17 protein-coding genes and 1 tRNA gene are annotated in these 16,097 nt (G+C 60.7%); 9 read left to right on the plus strand and 9 right to left on the minus strand.

All coding sequences use genetic code 11. The features are described from left to right. Positions 1–218: 218 nt before the first annotated feature. Positions 219–440, minus strand: coding sequence for a hypothetical protein (locus tag NW827_RS09675; RefSeq protein ID WP_414360390.1), 222 nt, complete (start codon positions 438–440; stop codon positions 219–221). Then, positions 440–2,296, minus strand: coding sequence for a S8 family serine peptidase (locus NW827_RS09680; RefSeq protein WP_414403938.1), 1,857 nt, complete (start codon positions 2,294–2,296; stop codon positions 440–442). Before NW827_RS09680 ends, NW827_RS09675 begins: the two co-directional genes overlap by 1 nt. Before the next feature lie 219 nt (positions 2,297–2,515). Between NW827_RS09680 and NW827_RS09685 the strand changes: the two genes are divergently transcribed. The 3 genes from NW827_RS09685 to NW827_RS09695 all read left to right on the plus strand — a co-directional run bounded on the left by NW827_RS09685 (position 2,516) and on the right by NW827_RS09695 (position 5,278). Then, the gene (locus NW827_RS09685; RefSeq protein ID WP_414403939.1) at positions 2,516–3,328 is read left to right on the plus strand and encodes a TPM domain-containing protein; all 813 of its coding nucleotides are present in this window, start codon (positions 2,516–2,518) and stop codon (positions 3,326–3,328) included. Between the two features lie 95 nt (positions 3,329–3,423). Continuing rightward, positions 3,424–3,496, plus strand: a tRNA-Thr gene (locus tag NW827_RS09690). 168 nt (positions 3,497–3,664) lie between these two features. Then, positions 3,665–5,278: a DUF6930 domain-containing protein gene (locus NW827_RS09695; RefSeq protein ID WP_414403940.1), complete on the plus strand. Its 1,614-nt coding sequence runs from the start codon at positions 3,665–3,667 to the stop codon at positions 5,276–5,278. Between the two features lie 204 nt (positions 5,279–5,482). Here NW827_RS09695 and fni read toward each other — a convergent pair whose 3' ends face one another. From fni to atpC, 3 genes are all read right to left on the minus strand, one after another. Beyond that, the gene (gene fni, locus NW827_RS09700) at positions 5,483–6,562 is read right to left on the minus strand and encodes a type 2 isopentenyl-diphosphate Delta-isomerase (protein ID WP_414404588.1); all 1,080 of its coding nucleotides are present in this window, start codon (positions 6,560–6,562) and stop codon (positions 5,483–5,485) included. A 92-nt stretch (positions 6,563–6,654) separates the two neighbouring features. Further along, positions 6,655–7,674 carry a thiamine-phosphate kinase gene (gene thiL, locus NW827_RS09705; protein WP_414403942.1) on the minus strand — a complete coding sequence of 340 codons (1,020 nt, stop codon included), beginning with the start codon at positions 7,672–7,674 and terminating at the stop codon, positions 6,655–6,657. Positions 7,675–7,775: 101 nt separating this feature from the next. Further along, a complete protein-coding gene (gene atpC / locus NW827_RS09710) occupies positions 7,776–8,183 on the minus strand; it encodes an ATP synthase F1 subunit epsilon (protein WP_414403943.1) in 408 nt (135 codons plus the stop codon). A 243-nt stretch (positions 8,184–8,426) separates the two neighbouring features. Between atpC and NW827_RS09715 the strand changes: the two genes are divergently transcribed. After that, positions 8,427–9,056 (plus strand): Crp/Fnr family transcriptional regulator, encoded by a 630-nt coding sequence (locus NW827_RS09715; RefSeq protein WP_414403944.1) that lies wholly within the window; start codon positions 8,427–8,429, stop codon positions 9,054–9,056. 5 nt (positions 9,057–9,061) lie between these two features. Here NW827_RS09715 and NW827_RS09720 read toward each other — a convergent pair whose 3' ends face one another. After that, on the minus strand, positions 9,062–9,724 hold the full coding sequence (locus NW827_RS09720; RefSeq protein ID WP_414403945.1) for a Uma2 family endonuclease: 663 nt from the start codon (positions 9,722–9,724) through the stop codon (positions 9,062–9,064). 131 nt (positions 9,725–9,855) lie between these two features. Beyond that, complete coding sequence (locus NW827_RS09725; RefSeq protein WP_414360801.1) at positions 9,856–10,680, minus strand: creatininase family protein; 825 nt, start codon at positions 10,678–10,680, stop codon at positions 9,856–9,858. 141 nt (positions 10,681–10,821) lie between these two features. Between NW827_RS09725 and NW827_RS09730 the strand changes: the two genes are divergently transcribed. Continuing rightward, positions 10,822–11,232, plus strand: coding sequence for a hypothetical protein (locus NW827_RS09730; RefSeq protein WP_414403946.1), 411 nt, complete (start codon positions 10,822–10,824; stop codon positions 11,230–11,232). Here NW827_RS09730 and NW827_RS09735 read toward each other — a convergent pair. Next, entirely contained in the window at positions 11,229–12,491 is a 1,263-nt protein-coding gene (locus NW827_RS09735) for an aspartate aminotransferase family protein (RefSeq protein ID WP_414403947.1), read from the minus strand. The genes NW827_RS09730 and NW827_RS09735 overlap by 4 nt on opposite strands. 77 nt (positions 12,492–12,568) lie before the next feature. Between NW827_RS09735 and cysC the strand changes: the two genes are divergently transcribed. From cysC to lspA, 3 genes are all read left to right on the plus strand, one after another. Then, a complete protein-coding gene (cysC, locus tag NW827_RS09740) occupies positions 12,569–13,099 on the plus strand; it encodes an adenylyl-sulfate kinase (RefSeq protein WP_414360414.1) in 531 nt (176 codons plus the stop codon). Between the two features lie 97 nt (positions 13,100–13,196). Beyond that, on the plus strand, positions 13,197–13,421 hold the full coding sequence (locus NW827_RS09745; RefSeq protein WP_414403948.1) for a hypothetical protein: 225 nt from the start codon (positions 13,197–13,199) through the stop codon (positions 13,419–13,421). A 113-nt stretch (positions 13,422–13,534) separates the two neighbouring features. Next, the gene (lspA, locus tag NW827_RS09750) at positions 13,535–14,026 is read left to right on the plus strand and encodes a signal peptidase II (RefSeq protein ID WP_414403991.1); all 492 of its coding nucleotides are present in this window, start codon (positions 13,535–13,537) and stop codon (positions 14,024–14,026) included. Positions 14,027–14,035: 9 nt separating this feature from the next. Here the strand turns inward: lspA and NW827_RS09755 are convergent, their stop codons facing one another. Further along, positions 14,036–14,875: a carotenoid biosynthesis protein gene (locus NW827_RS09755; protein ID WP_414403949.1), complete on the minus strand. Its 840-nt coding sequence runs from the start codon at positions 14,873–14,875 to the stop codon at positions 14,036–14,038. Positions 14,876–15,215: 340 nt separating this feature from the next. Between NW827_RS09755 and NW827_RS09760 the strand changes: the two genes are divergently transcribed. Further along, positions 15,216–16,064, plus strand: coding sequence for a M23 family metallopeptidase (locus NW827_RS09760; RefSeq protein WP_414360421.1), 849 nt, complete (start codon positions 15,216–15,218; stop codon positions 16,062–16,064). Positions 16,065–16,097: the final 33 nt, after the last annotated feature.

Below are 16,097 nucleotides of genomic sequence, written 5' to 3' on the forward strand. Positions count from 1 at the left end.
TAGGGGGAAAGCCGCTGTCAAGCTCCTGAGCGCGGAGCTAACTAGCTACCGGTCTGGAGAGGGCCGCTAGGAAGATTCGGCAGCGCAGGATCTGCAGGGCAGGCCCGTCGCCTTACTCCAATTGGCAGGGGGCCAGCCTGGAGGGAGCCGCCCAGTAACTCAAAGGCAGAGGCTGCCTTGCGGGGGATCCCTGGGACATTTGCTCGGGGCTGTAACGGCTAAGGCTGGGTCCGGAAGCTCTTTACCTCCAGGACCGGCCCCACCTGGGCCAGCGTCACCACCTCCTCCTTAACCTGCCCTTGAATGGTGACCTGCAGTCCTTCCTGCAGCAGCTCCTTGGGGGCGCGGAAGAGAGCGTAATGCTGGCCGGAAGGGAGTGTCAGCACCCACACCCCTCCTTCGATATCCAGGAACTGGATGGTACCGCTGTACTCTTGCATCACTTCCTCAGGGCCAAACCGCTGCTGCTGGGCTGCGACTCCAGGATGGCTTGCGCTCCTAAATAGGCCAAGCCCAGGCAGAGCAAACCATTGAGGAGCAAGAAGGAGCGCCCCAACCAGGCAGAGGATCCAAGCCATAGTACCCCCTCATAGAACAGGGAGCTGGACAGGAGCAGATGGGAAGCCATGCCAATGGAGAGGCCGACGACTGCCCAGCGCCAGCGCCGATGTCCCAGGAGGAGCACCATCAACAGGCCAGGGATCACCACGCTGGCAAACAAGGGGTTCAGGGCGTTGGTCTGGGCCAAGGCGGTGCCCAGCTCTGGCAGGGAGCTGCCCAGCAGTTGTAAGGGCCAGCGGGGGAAACCGACGATGGCCAACCCTTGCAGGGGGAAGAGGCCAGCGCTGCCCAGGAGGATCCCTGCTACCAGCGGCACCGTCGCCGGTACAGGCTTGGGAGCCAGCCACCAGCGAATCAGCACTAGGATGATGTAGCCGCCCACCACCATCACCAGCTTAGGCACCAAGGCAATGGGGCCGCCGTCAAACCAGAAGCGCGGGTTGAGGTAGCCATTGTTGTTTAGGTACTGGAGGAAGTCTTTTAGCCACAGCACCAGGGGGTTTTCCTCCTGCTGACCCCTGGCTCGGGCCAGGGCTCTGGCTGCGTCCAGAAGGCCAGCGCCGTAGAAGTTCTGTTTGTCCCCGGGCACGGGGGCAGCCGACATCTTGAGGATGGCCTCCACCTTGTCCGGGTCTTTAATGCCCTGCGCCTGGATCAGGGCCGCTACGCCAGCCACATGGGGGGCAGCCATGCTGGTGCCTTGGAAGTAGGCAAAGATGGGCTCGTCGGGGTTGCGGCGGTTGATGGTCTGCTGCAGGATGCCGTACTCAGGGTGCTCGGGAGTCTTAGCCCCACCAGGAGCGGCAATATCCACGCCAACCCCGTAGTTGGAGTAGGGAGCTTTGCTGCCATCAGGGCCGGTGGCGGAAACGGCAATGACATGGGGATAGCGAGCCGGGTAGCTTACCTGGTTGGAGTTTTCGTTACCAGCAGCTGCAACTAGGGTCACTCCCTTGCTGTGGGCGTAAGCTACCGCCTCTTCCATCAGTTGGGCGGAGGCACGACTACCCAAGCTGAGGTTGATGACGGTAGCGCCATGGTCAACCGCATAGCGGATCCCTTCCACCACATCCGAGAGGGAGCCAAAGCCGTTGGCATCCAGCACCCGCACCGGCATGATCTTGGCCTTGAAGGCGACCCCGGCCACGCCTAGGGCGTTGTCGGTGGATTGGGCGATGGTGCCCGCCACGTGAGTGCCGTGGCCATTGAGGTCGCTGGGATCCTCATCGTCATCCACAAAGTCGTAGCCCTGCACAAATTCGGTTTGGGCCAGATCTGGCACCCGTGTTACCCCGGTATCCACCACGGCTACCGTCACCCCTTCTCCCTGGGAAACGTCCCAGGCTGCGGGCATGCGGATGGCCCGCAGGTTCCACTGCTGGGAATAGAGGGGATCGTTGGGCACAAAAGCGGCCTGGAACTGGTAGTTGGGGTGGGCATACTCAACCAGGGCTTCCCGCTGAAGCCGCTGGATTAGCCGTCGTGTAGCTCTGGGGTGAGTGGCATCCCCATTGGCTAGGTAGATAACCTCTTGGCGGGCAAAGGCACTGTTGCTGCTGGGTTGCAGCGTTAAGTTGTACGCCTTGGCAAGGGCAGCAATCTCACTGGGAGTGGCTGTGTTGACAAAATTAATCACGATGCTGTCGTAGGGAGGGGATCCCTCGCCGCAGGCCGTCAACAGCAGGGCCATGAGGCCAGCGCAGCAGAGACCCAACCAGCGTCTAAGTTTCATCATGCACGCCCTCGGGATCCAAAAAAGTTGTTGCCACCAGTATGCCCTCTAGGTGGGCAATTGACCAGGAAGGCGCCTGCTGATCCTCTTCCCTGCAGCTGCCTAGAAAGACCTCCCTCTGGCTGAATGTTGGCTTCCAGGGCATGATGGATCTGTAAGAGCTTGAAACACTTCTTAATATCAGTTTTCAGGATCTCGGCATTTGTAAAGAGAGGGAGCAGCATGAACATCCAGTGGCAAAGGATACTTTGCATCGGTGTGAGCTTTTGCCTGGGGCTGTGGATTGGGCTGGGTGGGGGATCCCCGCTCTGGGCCCAGCCTGCGCCGGCAGTAGTGCCGATGGAGTTGCCTCAGCCGCCTGTGCCGGTCTTGGATTTGGCGGATCAGTTGACCAGCAGTCAGGAGGCCCAATTGGCCGAGCATCTAAACCAGCTGGAGAAGGAAACCGGCTGGAAGCTGCGCGTGCTAACCCAGTTTGACCAAACCCCAGGCCGCCAAGTGAAGGAGTACTGGGGCCTAAATGAGCGCAGCGTTTTGATGGTGGCCGATCCCAGGGGAGGCAACTTGCTGGCCTTTAACGTGGGGGATGCGGTGCGGGAGATCCTGCCGCGCACCTTTTGGATCGAGCTGCAGTCTCGCTTCGGCAACCAGTTCTATGTGCAGGAGCACGGCGCCCAGCAGGCCATTCTGGAAGCGGTTGATGTTTTGGAGCGCTGTTTTCGCCAAGGCGGTTGCCGGGTAGTGCCTGGGCTGCCGCAGGAGCAGTGGATCCTGACGCTGATTACCTCTATCCTGGGTGGGATCGTCTTTGGGTTCGCCGGCAAGCCCCGCCACGCGGAGGAGGTGTTTAACTGGCGTTGGGCTTTGCTGATTTCTCCCCTCTGGTTTATTTTGTTTGGGGCCTTTGGCCTCGGCCCCGTGGTTACCCGCACTCGGGATTGGCTGCCGGTGGTGCGCAATATCTTGGGCTTCCTGGCAGGAGCTTTGGTCATTTACCTAGCTCCCATTGCCCAGCCGGCGCCAGATCGCCAGTAACTTCCCTTCCCTCTTCCTGCTCTCCGCTAAATCCCCCCTGCTGGCAGGCAGGGGGCAATCTGCCAGAAAAGTGCTACTATGGGTAACTGAAGCTTGCTGATGTAGCTCAGTTGGTAGAGCACTCGACTTGTAATCGAGCGGTCGTCAGTTCGAATCTGACCATCAGCTTGGTGTTTCTGCTCTTTACCCAAGTCTGTTTGGCCCCTCTCCCTAGGGGGAGCCCAGCCTCTCTAGGGTCGGTTAGATTGGCTGGAGGGGTACCCCTGTCGAAGGAGAGGGTCAGCCCCACCCAGGGCAGCCACCTAGCCTTTGGGTTGTTGTTGTCTCGGGAGGTCTATGTCGGGTCTGCCAGCTGCTACGGTTCGTCGATTGCAAAAGCTACCCCAGATTCCTTCCGTGTGGGAAGGGGATCGCCACCGCCTGCCAGGCTCGCTAGTCGTTGGCTCCCAGACTTTTTCCAGCTTGGCCGAGGGGGAATGCATTCTCTGGGTGGACGGCGTCCAGGGGGTGGTGAGAGCTATGGAGGTGGTGCCTGCCGGCTCTGGCATGGAACCCATAGTGCGGGCCTTGATCGCGGCCATGGAGCGGCCCAATGGGGCCTTGCCGGCCCGTCCCCAGAAAATCGTCGTGCGCGACCGCGAGGTGCAGTTTTTCCTGCGCGGCATTCTGCACGAGCTGAATATCAAAGTGGAATACCAGCCAGAACTGCCGCTGATCGAGGAGATCCTGCAGAGTTTTGCTGAGGCTCAGGGGCAGATCCCACCACCTCTTCCAGAAGACTACGCAGAACTCGTGGCTGGCAAAGCCCTTGCCATCTGGCAGGATGCTCCCTGGGAGTATCTAGAGGATCACCAAATTCTGGCTATCGAGCTGCATCACTGGGACATCGAAACCCTCTACGTCTCGGTCTTGGGGCGCTCAGGAAGGGAGTATGGAGTGCTTTTTTATCGCTCCCTGTCCTCCCTCAAACAGTTTCGCCAGCAGGCCGGCCAAGTGCCCACTCCTGAGATGGAGGAAGCCTTTCTGAGGCAGGACTGTCTCTACCTCACCTTTCAACCTCGCCATCCCGAACTAGAAGACCTGCCAGACTTGGACTTGGCAGAACTGGATCCCGAGGAAATTGAGCCGAATTTCGGCACTATTCACCCGCTAGAGGGCTTGCGCGTTACTTTACAGGAAGAGGAGGCAGCGACCTTGGCGGTGGCCCTGGAGGCCTTGCATCGCTTTTTAAAGCAGTACCGCCGCAAGCTGGAAAAGGGCTTTCAGCCGTGTCAGGGGCAGTATTGCCTTCCCAATCCCCAAAGGGAGGGGGAAACCCTGCCCGTGCAGGTGCGCACCCTACCCGACGTAGCGGCAGAGCTGCTGGCGCTAGAAGCGGAGGACGAGAAACCCACCCAAGCCCTGCTCCGAGATGATCTGTTGCCTGAGGGAGCACAGCTGGGTCTGGGGCTGCTGCCGTGGGCCACGGTGGAGGTATTGCGCCGCGCAGGGCAAGTGCATCCCTTGCCGCAGAGCAAGCTGGTGCAGAGGGGGGAAGGGCTGCCGGTAGTGATTGTGCGCACCTCCCGCTCCAAGGCCAAGCAATTGATTGAAAATCTGCGCAGTGAGGGGGGCCCCCAGGGGGTGTGTTTCAATACGGGAGTGGATCCCTTCGATGGCCATCGCTACGAGCTGGAAATTGTCCAAACAGGCAACTGCGACCTGCACTTGTTTGGTGAATTTCCCGAAGACGATCCCGCCCACTCGATGGCTCGCAAGCGCTGGGAGCGGCGTTGTCGCGATACGGGAGGTTGCTGCGGGCTGGTGATAGCCATGGGGGCCAATTCCCAGCAGGCAGAGCTGCCAGTGCACCACATTTTGGCCCTGTTTGAGATGCAGGTCCTCAGCCCCAAGCGGTTAGGACTAGGTCCAATGGTGCGCGTTAGCCGACACAGCGGAGTAGCTTGGTAGCCCTCCGTCCCGCTAGCGCGAGCAGTGCGGGGCGGAAAAGCCTTCGAGCCACTTGAGTTGCTTGGTTACTAAGCAAGCACCTACCCTGGTAAAGACTCGGACAGGGCTGTAAGGAACAAGTAAGCGGAACCTCAAGGCTTTGCCTCTAGGAAGCGCCCTTGCGAGTCCGTCTGTGGACTAAGAAACGCTTGGCAGCGGGAGGAGTTAGGGAGTTGCTTGGCTTATCGGGGGCAGCAGATCCCAGGTATCCTGCCGGCGGAGGGGGGCTTTTCGGAGCTGGGCCAAGTTGGCGGAGCCAGTGCAAAAAGCAGCAATCCTCAGCTCTTCAATCACGGCGCGGAAACTCTCCACCACCGCCCGTGCTTGCCCTTGGGAGACAGCTTGCAGGGCAGGGGCGCCTATGCCTACCACATCGGCGCCTAGGCGGATGGCCTTGGCCACCTCGATGCCAGTACGGATGCCGCCGCTGGCCACCAGAGGCAAGTTGGGGAGAAGGCGGCGGATCTCCAGCAGGGCCAAGGCGGTGGGGATCCCCCAGTCCCGAAAGCTGTGAGCAATGCGTTTCTTAAAGGGATCAGTCTGGCGATAAGCCTCCACTTCGCTCCAACTGGTGCCGCCTGCCCCCGCTACGTCCAAAGCGGCCACGCCACACTCGGCCAGCCGTTGCGCTACTTGGGCACTGAGGCCATTGCCAACTTCCTTGACCAGCACCGGCACCGGCAATTGGGCCACCAACTGCTCGATGCGGCGGTAGAGATTGCGCCAGTCGGGATCCCCCTGAGGCTGGACCGCTTCCTGGAGCGGGTTGAGGTGCAAAATAAGCCCATCTGCCTCAATCATCTCCACAGCCCGGCGGGCCTGCTCCAGACCATAGCCGTAATTCAGCTGCACAGCGCCTAGGTTGGCTAGCAGCAGAATATCCGGGGCCACCTGGCGCACCTGGTAAGTCCGGGCCAGCTCTGGGTGTTCCAAGGCTGCCCGCTGGGATCCCACCCCCATGGCAATGCCCAGCTCTTGAGCGGCAGCCGCCAGGTATAGGTTCAGCTCCCGGGCAGTATCTGTCCCCCCGGTCATGCTGCTAATGAGCAGCGGGGCCTGGAGGCGCTTCCCCAGAAATTGGCAACTGAGATCGATCTCCGGCAGCAGCAGCTCCGGCAGGGCCACGTGCTCGAAGAAAAACCGCTCAAATCCGGTGCGGATCCCTTTGGCCGTTACATCCTGCCGCAAGACAATGTCCAGGTGATCCTGCTTACGCTCAGAGATGGAAAGGGAAGCCTCGCTCATGGTTGAAAATCCCTACTGACGCAGCTGGTTTACTTGTTGATTGTGAACGCAGAGCGGCCCAGCTGCGCCAGCTTGCAACTTCTCCGACCCACTCAAAAATGCTGGAAGGCCTGCTGGCGGCCGAGGATCTGGCCGTTATCTAGCCACACCGTCCCCTGCGGATCCCAGCCGGTGACTTCCCCAATCCAGGCTGCCCCTGGCAACTTTTCCAGCAGGTACTGAGCTAGGGAGGGCTCGGCGCTGAGGAGCAGCTGGAAGTCTTCCCCACCGTAGAGGGCCCACTCGAGGGCTTGGGCCGGAAAGGCCTGCCGCAGAGCCTCTGAAATGGGGATCCGCTCCGCCTCGATCCTCGCCGCTACCCCACTGGCCTGACACACCTGCACTAGAGCATCGGCTAAGCCATCGCTAGTATCCATGCCGGCAATGCGCATAGGGTCAGGGATCGCTTCTAGAACTGGCAACAGGTCCAGGCGGGGGCGGGGGTATTGGTGGGCCGCAATCAACTGCTGCCGCTGGGCTGCCGGGGCTGCGGATCCCTGCTCAGGGTGAAGCAGCAACTCCAGGCCAGCCCGTGCATCGCCATGGGGCCCGGTGACGATAAGCCAATCGCCCGGCTGAGCCCGCTTGCGCTCAACAGCCCGCCCTGGCTGCACCGAGCCCAGCGCCGTAATGGCCACAAACCGCTGTGGGGAGCGGCACAAATCCCCTCCCACCACTTGGCATCCCCAGGAGGTGCAACAAGCCTGTATCCCCTGGTAGAGCTCCTCCACCCAGGCCACGGGTGTAGAGGCTGGCAAGCCCAGGCCTACAACCAACGCGTGGGGGCGAGCTCCCATCGCCGCTAAGTCCGACAAATTGGCGGTTACCGAGCGCCAGCCCACGGCATGGGGCGGGGTGGTCAAGTTGCTGAAGTGAACTCCTTCCACCAAGACATCGGTGGTTACCACCAACTGGCCTTTGGGAAAAGCCAACACTGCTGCATCGTCCCCCACCACTTGCTCGGGACAGTAGCGCTGCACCACCTGCAATAGCCCCGCTTCGCCAATGGCTGAGATTGGAAGGGGAGAGGGACGGGGAAACTCCTCAGAGGAATCAAGCCTTTGCGGATACACTTAGCTGGAAGAGTCTTGAAGACCCTACTTTGCAGACATCCAGACAGGCGGCTTTACTGAAAGCCAACTCTTGCCAAGGGGTAGCTTTTCGGCGCCATCCCCTAGCTTTTGTGACCCATTTCGGCAGCTTGGAGTAAAGCCCTGGCCCGTTGCTGCTCCAACTTAGCCTGCAGGAGCTCCTGCTTGTCAGTGCTAGTGTTCAAAACTTGGTTGGCCTTCTCCAAAAGAGCTTGGGCCGCAGCCTTGTCGACTTGTTCTCCCCGCTCGGCCCGGTTGACCAGAACCGTTACCTCATTGTTTTCCACTTCTGCAAAGCCACCCATCACAGCAATGGCCACCCACCTGCCGTCGGCCTTAATCCGCATCACGCCGTTGCCGATGGCTGTTAGCAGGGGAGCGTGGTTGGTCAGAATACCCAGTTGGCCTGAGGTGGCAGGGAGGATCACTTCCTCAGCGGGGGCATCCCAGACAATGCGGTCGGGAGTGAGCACGCGAACCATCAGCGTCACGGCAAGTCTCCTGCAGCTAGCTGTTCCCATCCTACTGGATTGCGGTTGCACCCAGCTCTGCTCTTAGCCGAGCGCAAGACTTAACCCAAGCATAACCTCCTCTTTACTTCATCTGGAAAGGCAAGCAGTAAAGTGTAGTCGAGAACACGGATTGGCTCTAAGGCCAACCTCTTGCCCTCCCTCAGCAGGGGAAAGGCCGCTAGCCAAAGTCAGAGTTTGCCCTAGCAGCAGCGAGGCTAGCCCATGAGACCTGAAACGACGCCCAACCCCTGGGTCAAACAAGAGCGTCAGCTTCTGGAAGACCTCTACCGAGGCCGCAGCCTCTCTTCCTACAGCCCTCGCCAAATCATTCCTCTGCCGCCCGAAGAGTGGGTGGTTGTGTGTCGAGGCGTGGTGCAGCTGAGTACTGTCTATACCAATGGAAGTGAGGCCATTTTGGGCTTTGCTGGCCCCTCCATGCCCCTGGGATCCCCGCTGACGAGGTTGGATCCCTACCAGGCCAAGGCCTTGACTGCAGTCGATGTCTTGCGGCTGTCGTCAGCCGAGGTGGAAGCCTCAGAAACCCTGAGCCAGGGGCTGCTCAAGCAGTTGGTGCGGCGGCTGCGCCAAACCGAAGCGCTGCTGGCTCTGGCTGGGCGGCGGCGGGTGGAGGAGCGGCTGCGCCAGTTGCTGGTTCTGCTGGCGGTGGAGTTGGGATCGCCGCTTTCAACAGGGGTGCGCCTGCAGGTGCGCCTTGCCCACCAAGACTTGGCCAACACCATCGGCACTACCCGCGTTACCATCACCCGTCTTTTGAACCGTTTCCGCCAGCAGGGCTGGATCGCGGTGGACAAAAACCGTCATCTCATCATCAAGCTGGCCCAAACACCCTGATGGCTTTAAGCCTGGCGTTGGAGCTGTTGCAGGAGCCAGTTGGCGGCAGCAGTGTTGGTCTGGCTGGCCAGGCGTTCCAGAGCCTGTTCAAGCAGGGCTATCGGCAAGCCTGCCAGCACCTGTGACTGGGCAATGGCCCGATAGCGCCCATCCTCGGCCAGGGCAAAGGCAAAAACACGCCGCCCCTTGACGTCAATGACCCAGTACTCAGGAATCCCCAGACTGGCATAAAGCTGCTTCTGCTCGTCCAGGTCGAGAGCAAGGGTAGTGTCGGCAATCTCGCCCACCAGGTCAGGGGGTCTTTGGAAACGCAAATCAATCCGCCGCGGCTCGCCAGCTTGGTACCTGGGGATGTTCTCCCCTTTGTAGAGCACTAGGTCAGGGGCACAGGCATGGGTTTCTGGGTACTCAATCAGACAGCGACCGTAGGACTGCAGGGGCACATCCGGGTGGAGAAAGGCCCAAAACCCAAAAATGATGGTGATGAAATCGCTGACGGAGGCGTGCTCTGGCCCTTCTTTGCCCATGTTGACCCACAGCCAGCCCTGGTAAAAAGAAATCTTCTGCCAGTCCAGGGTGGGATGGTTGCAAATGGTCAGGTAGTCCTGCCAAGTGGCGTCGTGCCGCTCGAGGATAGGGGGGGTGGCTGGCTTTGAGGCAAGAACCATCGCTCTCCCCTCACAGGGCAGGGGAACTTCCCCTCAAGCCTATCACCCGTCCTGGCAAAGTCGCTGCTTCCGCTCCTAAGAAGCAGGCTGGGCTGGCCAGAAGCCTCACAAGGAGACATCAGCTGGGATCCCTACCTTGGCAGCGGGTCTTTGCGCCAAGCCTGGGGCTGTTGGAACTTGTACAGATCCCGGATCAGCCGCACCCAGCCATCAGCCATAGACTCCACCAAAAGTTTGCCTTTTTCCGGCGTGGCGGCCGTGGCATCCCCCAGGACACCACTCCGGCTGAGGTCGCGAGTTGTCCAGGCAAAAGAGATCCGCCCTTCCAGACTAATCAGGCTGTCTTCCGGCAGATCCTGAGGGTACTCGCAGACCAAGCGGTCAGTTCGCACTGTCTCGGGCAACAGGTACATCAGCATGCTGGTCTCGCCATCGCCAGCGTGAATGCCCAATTCCCGCTCTTTTTCCGTCATCAGCTCCTGGCCTTGGTGGGGAACGCGCCAGACGGAGATGGGGAAAAGGAGGAAATCTTCGTACTTCTGGTGCAGGTCGCGGGCCACAATCTGCAGCACCTCAGGTTGGCCACCGTGGGAGTTGAGGAACACCAGCTTGCGAAACCCGGCCCGGTAAATGCTTTCAGCCACTTCGGTTAGCAGGGCCATCAGGGTTTGGGCTGAGAGGGTGATGGTGCCTGGGAAATGCCAGTGCTCGTTGGCCTTGCCATAGCACTGGGTGGGCAGAACGTAAGCGGGGATCTCCGGTTCCAGTTTTTCCATAGCCCGCCCGATGATTGCCGTGCCGATGCAGGCATCCACCACCAAGGGCAGGTGGGGCCCATGCTGCTCGATCGAGGCTACGGGCTGGATGATCACCACCTTCTCTTTGTTGGGCATGGCCTGGATCTCCGTCCAGGTCAGGTAGGGAAAAAAGCGGTGGGGCGGGATAAAGGTGTGCATCATGGCGGGATCCGTCCAAGTCTGCTAAAGAAGCTACCTGCCACCATGCCACAAGATTGGCGATCCCCTCGCAGAACCCGAGAAGACGTAAGATCCGGTGGAGTTTGTCTCGTTCGTTCCTCAGGGAAAGCCTGCCGTCCCATGACGCTATGGCCCTGTCTGCCTGCTCAATGTGGCTCCAGTGAGGAGCCCCCCCTTAGAGGACGTCCTCTGCCGGCTGGGACAGAAGTAGAGAGTGCCCCCACCTCGCCCCGCCGCCTTCTAGCTCTGCCGGGGCCGCAAGCCACGCTCTATGGGGAGCTGATTCAGGTTTCTCGTCACCCTCTTAAGGCGGGATCCCCAGCCCTCCTCTGGGTACGGCCCCTATTGCTCCAGCAGGGATCCCAAGTGTGGAACCTGCGATCCACCTCGGACTTGCTCTGGCCGGCTGACGGCTTTGTTGCGGCCTACGCCGAGGAGGTACTGCCCCTGCTCGAGCAGGCCAGGGATCCCTTGCCCCATGAGGCCCGCCAGTGGCTGCAGATCTTCTTGCAGCAGGTCTGGCAGAGCTAGGCTTTCAGGGACTCCGTTCCGCTGTCGCCAACGGCTAAGCTCTGCAGAGCCGATTCCAACCGCACCAGCGCCTCGTCAATCTCCTTTGGCGTGACGATCAAGGGGGGCACAAAGCGCACCACCTGGGATCCTGCTGGCACCAGCAGTAGTCCCTGCTCCAGGGCCGCCCTGACCACCTCAGCCGCCGGGATCCGCAGAACCAGGCCCTGGATCAGGCCCCAGCCGCGCACCTCCTGCACAAGCTGAGGGAACTGCTCCGCCAAGCGGGATAGACCCTGGCGCAGATAGTCCCCCGTCTGCTGGGCATTCCACACCAAGCTCTCCGCCATTAGGGTGTGGCAAACCGCCAAGCCCACCGCACAGGCTAAAGGATTGCCGCCAAAGGTGCTGGCGTGATCCCCCGGCTGAAACACGGCACAAAACTCTTTGGCCAAGAGGGCGCCAATCGGGATCCCACCCGCCAAGCCCTTGGCCAGGGTAAACACATCCGGCTCGATTCCCAGGTTGCAGTAGCCCCAGAGCCTGCCGGTGCGGCCCATCCCCACCTGCACCTCATCCAACATCAGCAGAATGCCCCGCTCACTGCAAACCCGGCGCAGCCACTGGAAGTAGGCGGGATCCCCTGGCACAACCCCTCCCTCCCCCTGCAGCGGCTCCAGGAGCACGGCACACACCCGCTCGCCCCAGCGCTCCAGCACCGCCGCCGTACCCTCGATATCGTTGTAGGGAACGTAATCAAAGCCGGGCACCAAGGGAGCAAAGTCTTTCTGGTACTTGGGCTGGCCGGTGGCCGTGAGGGCAGCCAGGGTGCGTCCATGAAAGCTGGCCTGGGCGGTGAGGATCACCGGATCTTGGATCCCGCGCACCGTATGGGCGTATTTGCGGGCCAGCTTGATGGCGCCTTCATTGGCTTCTGCCCCCGAGTTGCAGAAAAACACCTTGTCAGCACAGGAGTGCTGGGTCAGCCATTGGGCCAGTTGCGCCTGGGGTCGGTTGTAGTAGAGGTTGGAAACATGGTGCAACTGTTGTGCCTGCTGGGTGAGGGCCTGAATCCAAGCAGGGTGGGCATGTCCCAGGGTGCAGGTAGCAATGCCTGCCACAAAATCCAGGTACTCCCGCCCCTCCTCATCCCAAACCCGGCAGCCTTCCCCCCGCACCAAGGTCAAAGGGTAGCGAGCATAGGTGGACATCACATGCCGATTGAACAGCTCGGCGGTTGTCGCGGATCCCAAGGTGGCATCAACGCTTAGCGGCGGCATGGCAGAGGGACAATAGGCAGTGCTTTGAGTGTATCACTCTGGCCGGGGATGATATTCTGGCAAGGAGATCCACACCCATGGGGCGACGGGGGGTAACAGTCTGGTTTACGGGGCTAAGTGGGGCAGGCAAAACCACCCTCAGCTGCGGCGTGGCCCAGCAGTTGCAGGCTCTGGGGCTGCCGGTGGAAGTGCTCGACGGCGACCTGGTGCGGCAACACCTCACCAAAGGGCTGGGGTTTAGCAAAGAAGATCGGGATGAGAATGTTCGCCGCATTGGCTTTGTGGCCGAGATGCTGACCCGCCACGGGGTAATCGTGCTGGTGTCAGCCATCTCCCCCTACCGGGCCACCCGGCAAGAGGTGCGGCAGCGCATCGGCAACTTCATCGAGGTCTTTGTAGATGCCCCCCTGGAGGTGTGCGAGCAGCGCGATGTCAAGGGTCTCTACCGCAAAGCGCGGGCAGGGCTCATTCAGCACTTTACTGGCATCGACGATCCCTACGAGCCGCCGGAATGCCCGGAGGTGGTGTGCAAAACCGCTGAGCAAAGCATCTCTGAGTGTATTGAGCTGGTGATGCACAGCCTAAAAAGCCGCGGCTATCTCCCTTAGAGCTCTCGCTTCTTGGGGCAAGCGTGAACCTGGCGGATCGGGGATCCCTTGTGGGAAGATGTAAACAAGCATTTCGTTGCTAAGAAGCAAGGTAGCTATGGCAGTTATTCGTGGCGGACGAACCTCTGTGCTGCGGGGCAGTAGCGAAGGAAACCCTGCCAAGTTTCTGGAAATGGCCAGCTCTCTAATCAACCTCCGCACCCGCCAAGGCAGTGGCAAAAAGGTTCAAGATCGCTCCTCCTACGGCAAAGCAGGCAACCCCCAAGAGTTTCTGCAGATGGCCATCGAGTTGCGTCAATCCCTAGAGCAACGGGGACGGTAGCCATTTCCCTAGGCTAGGGATCCCCGTCCGGCTAACCTGGCCGGGCGCTTTTGTTTTTGCTCTTTGACTTCAGGCTCTGCAGCTCCTTAGCCACGGGGAAGAATAAGCAGCCAATCTTGGGGGGTGCAAGCAACATGCAGAACAAAGGCTTTTGGCTGGTCGGGATCCTGGGGGTAACCCTGGATCAGGTGACCAAGCGCTGGGCGGCGGAGCGGCTGCTGCCGGGCCCGGAAATCCAGCTATGGCCAGGGGTATTTCACCTCACCTACGTAGAAAACACCGGCGCTGCCTGGAGCCTGTTTGCCGACTCGGCGCAGCTTCTCAAATGGGTCTCGCTGGGGGTGGCAGTAGCCCTGGCGCTTCTAGCCCTGCGCAGCAGCCTTAGCCTTTGGGAGCAGGCAGGCTATGGTCTAGTCTGGGCAGGAGCAGTGGGGAACGGTATCGACCGCTTTCTCAATGGCTACGTAGTGGATTTTTTCAATTTCGTCTGGATTGGCTTCCCCGTGTTTAATCTCGCTGACGTGTGCATCAACCTCGGGGTGGCCTGCCTAGTTGTCAGTCTATGGCAGGGCGGACCAAAGAAATCCCTGCGCAAATCCGACTAAGCTGCCTATTTACCCCCACCCAATGCTCTTTCCCTCAGCCTGGGAAGGGGAGGGGGGAGCTGGCGGTGCACTCCACCACAACCCCAGAGCTGGCCCCAATCCCAGGAGCAGACCCAACCCCGCCGGCGCAACAATACCTGATCCCAAGCTCATCAGCAGGGCAAAGGCAAAATTGGCTCCATAGAGCACCAGTGGCCCCAGCAACTGGCGGCGGTTGAGGACAGGCTGATCTTTTCCCCAGAGGAGGTTGGCTACAGTCATGAAGGCCGCCCCTGTCAGCATCCAACCGCCGAAGTTTTGCAGCGGCATGCCGAAGAAAGGCCCCGGTTGAAGCCACATCCAGAAGGGAATGGGGCCGCGGGTCATGGCGGGATCTAGCACAAAGTCCCAGGCAGTGAGCAACAGCGCCCCCAACAGGATGGCCTCGAAGTGAATTAGCCAGTGGCGCCCTGCCTGCAGCGCCACCCGTGCCAACAGGTAGGCCGATAACCCCACATAGAACCAGGACAAGGGGATCGTAAAAGGAACCAAGCCGGCAATCTTGTAGCCCAGGCCGCTGAGGTAGCCGTAGTTGCCAAAGGGGATCCCCGTGCTGGTGCCCAGCAGCTCGCTAGCGAGGGAGATGCCCACCGCCGGGATCAAAAACATCAGCAAGCGTCGCACCCCAAGGAGGCGGGATCCCATCAGAGCTGCTGCCAGCGCCCCGAACACCATGTAGGCAACGCCGCCATTGCCCATGCTCCAGGAGAAGGCTTGTAGACCAATAGGGGGCAAACTGGCCACCCACTCAGGATGCGGTACTACCCACAGTAGGCCCACCAGCCCGAAGAGCAAGGAGAGAAGGTGCAAGCCTAGCGCTAGGGCTTCCAACCACCGCCAGATTGCTCCCGACCCAAGGAGAACACCTCGCCGGTGAGAAAACTGGAAAGGCAGGCTAACAAGGACACTAGAGGAAGAGGATAACAGCCAACGCATGAGAAGCTCCCGCAGGGTGGTTGGTCAGAGCTGCCTCGCCTCCCCTAAGCTTGGGCAGCGGCTGAGGAGAAAAGCAGAACGCAGTACCCAAAGCAAACCGCCTGGCCTGCCCAGGGTATTCCTGTTGATATTTTGCTGCCTGTTGTATCAATTTGTAAACATCCTGCCTGGTTTTCCCTTCCCTTCCTCCTGGGCAGGGGAACCCCTAGGGGGAGTGTACGCCCAGTTGAGCCGGGCTGTGGAGCGCCGGGACTGGGCGCAAGCCTTGCGCTTAGTGGATCTTTTGCTGCAGCAGTTGCAGGATCCCGCTCTACGTCAGGATCTGGAGAGCTATCGGGGGCAGTTGGAGAGCTATCATCGTGCTCAGGGGGATCCGCCACCACTCCAGTGGCCGCTTTTGCACAAGCCCTTTGTCGGGGAGTTTCCGGTTACCAACCTCTTCGACCACGATGTGCCTCTGAGGGAGGGAGACGGCAATGGGCGGTTTGTCAGCGGACAGGGCCAGGTTTGGACCCCTAGTCCCCAGCACCCCTGCGGCAAAAGCGATGGCCACGCCGGCTACGACTGGGCCATGCCGGTAGGCACTCCCATCCTGGCCGCTGCTGCCGGGCGGGTTACCGTGGCGCGCCCAGAGCCAGAGTTTTTCTGCCCCAGCCTAAGCCGTCCCGTCAGGGGGCTGCGGGTGCGCATCCTGCACGAAGGGGGATCCCCTGGCGGGATCCGCCTGGAAACCCTCTACGCTCACCTTAGCCAAATCTGGGTACACGAGGGGCAGAGGGTGGCAGCTGGAGAGGAGATTGGCCTGTCAGGGGAAAGTGGCTGTGCCAGTGGGCCCCATCTCCACTTTGAGGTGCGCCGCCTTGACCAAACCAATTCCGGCGAGCCCGCCCCCGTCGATCCCTACGGCTGGTTTGGGTCTGACCTCGATCCCTGGAGCATCCATCCCCTGGGAGCCGAGAGCCCCTTTCTTTGGCAGGTGGGCCAAGCCCCCAGCCTGGGATCCTGTTGGCCGCTTCAACAGCTCCCTGGTCATCCTCCCCCGTCTGGAGACCCAGCGGAGTAGCTTGGTAACCCTCCGTCCCGCTGGCGCGAGCAG

Source organism: Synechococcus sp. H70.1 (assembly GCF_047502705.1).
Lineage (GTDB): Bacteria > Cyanobacteriota > Cyanobacteriia > Thermostichales > Thermostichaceae > Thermostichus.

Excerpts from the sequence above, each read along its gene's own strand:
- NW827_RS09675 (WP_414360390.1), bottom strand. The coding sequence starts at position 440 with ATGCAAGAGTACAGCGGTACCATCCAGTTCCTGGATATCGAAGGAGGG.
- NW827_RS09680 (WP_414403938.1), bottom strand. The coding sequence starts at position 2,296 with ATGATGAAACTTAGACGCTGGTTGGGTCTCTGCTGCGCTGGCCTCATG.
- NW827_RS09685 (WP_414403939.1), top strand. The coding sequence starts at position 2,516 with ATGAACATCCAGTGGCAAAGGATACTTTGCATCGGTGTGAGCTTTTGC.
- NW827_RS09695 (WP_414403940.1), top strand. The coding sequence starts at position 3,665 with ATGTCGGGTCTGCCAGCTGCTACGGTTCGTCGATTGCAAAAGCTACCC.
- fni (WP_414404588.1), bottom strand. The coding sequence starts at position 6,562 with ATGAGCGAGGCTTCCCTTTCCATCTCTGAGCGTAAGCAGGATCACCTG.
- NW827_RS09715 (WP_414403944.1), top strand. The coding sequence starts at position 8,427 with ATGAGACCTGAAACGACGCCCAACCCCTGGGTCAAACAAGAGCGTCAG.
- NW827_RS09720 (WP_414403945.1), bottom strand. The coding sequence starts at position 9,724 with ATGGTTCTTGCCTCAAAGCCAGCCACCCCCCCTATCCTCGAGCGGCAC.
- NW827_RS09725 (WP_414360801.1), bottom strand. The coding sequence starts at position 10,680 with ATGCACACCTTTATCCCGCCCCACCGCTTTTTTCCCTACCTGACCTGG.
- NW827_RS09730 (WP_414403946.1), top strand. The coding sequence starts at position 10,822 with ATGACGCTATGGCCCTGTCTGCCTGCTCAATGTGGCTCCAGTGAGGAG.
- NW827_RS09735 (WP_414403947.1), bottom strand. The coding sequence starts at position 12,491 with ATGCCGCCGCTAAGCGTTGATGCCACCTTGGGATCCGCGACAACCGCC.
- cysC (WP_414360414.1), top strand. The coding sequence starts at position 12,569 with ATGGGGCGACGGGGGGTAACAGTCTGGTTTACGGGGCTAAGTGGGGCA.
- NW827_RS09745 (WP_414403948.1), top strand. The coding sequence starts at position 13,197 with ATGGCAGTTATTCGTGGCGGACGAACCTCTGTGCTGCGGGGCAGTAGC.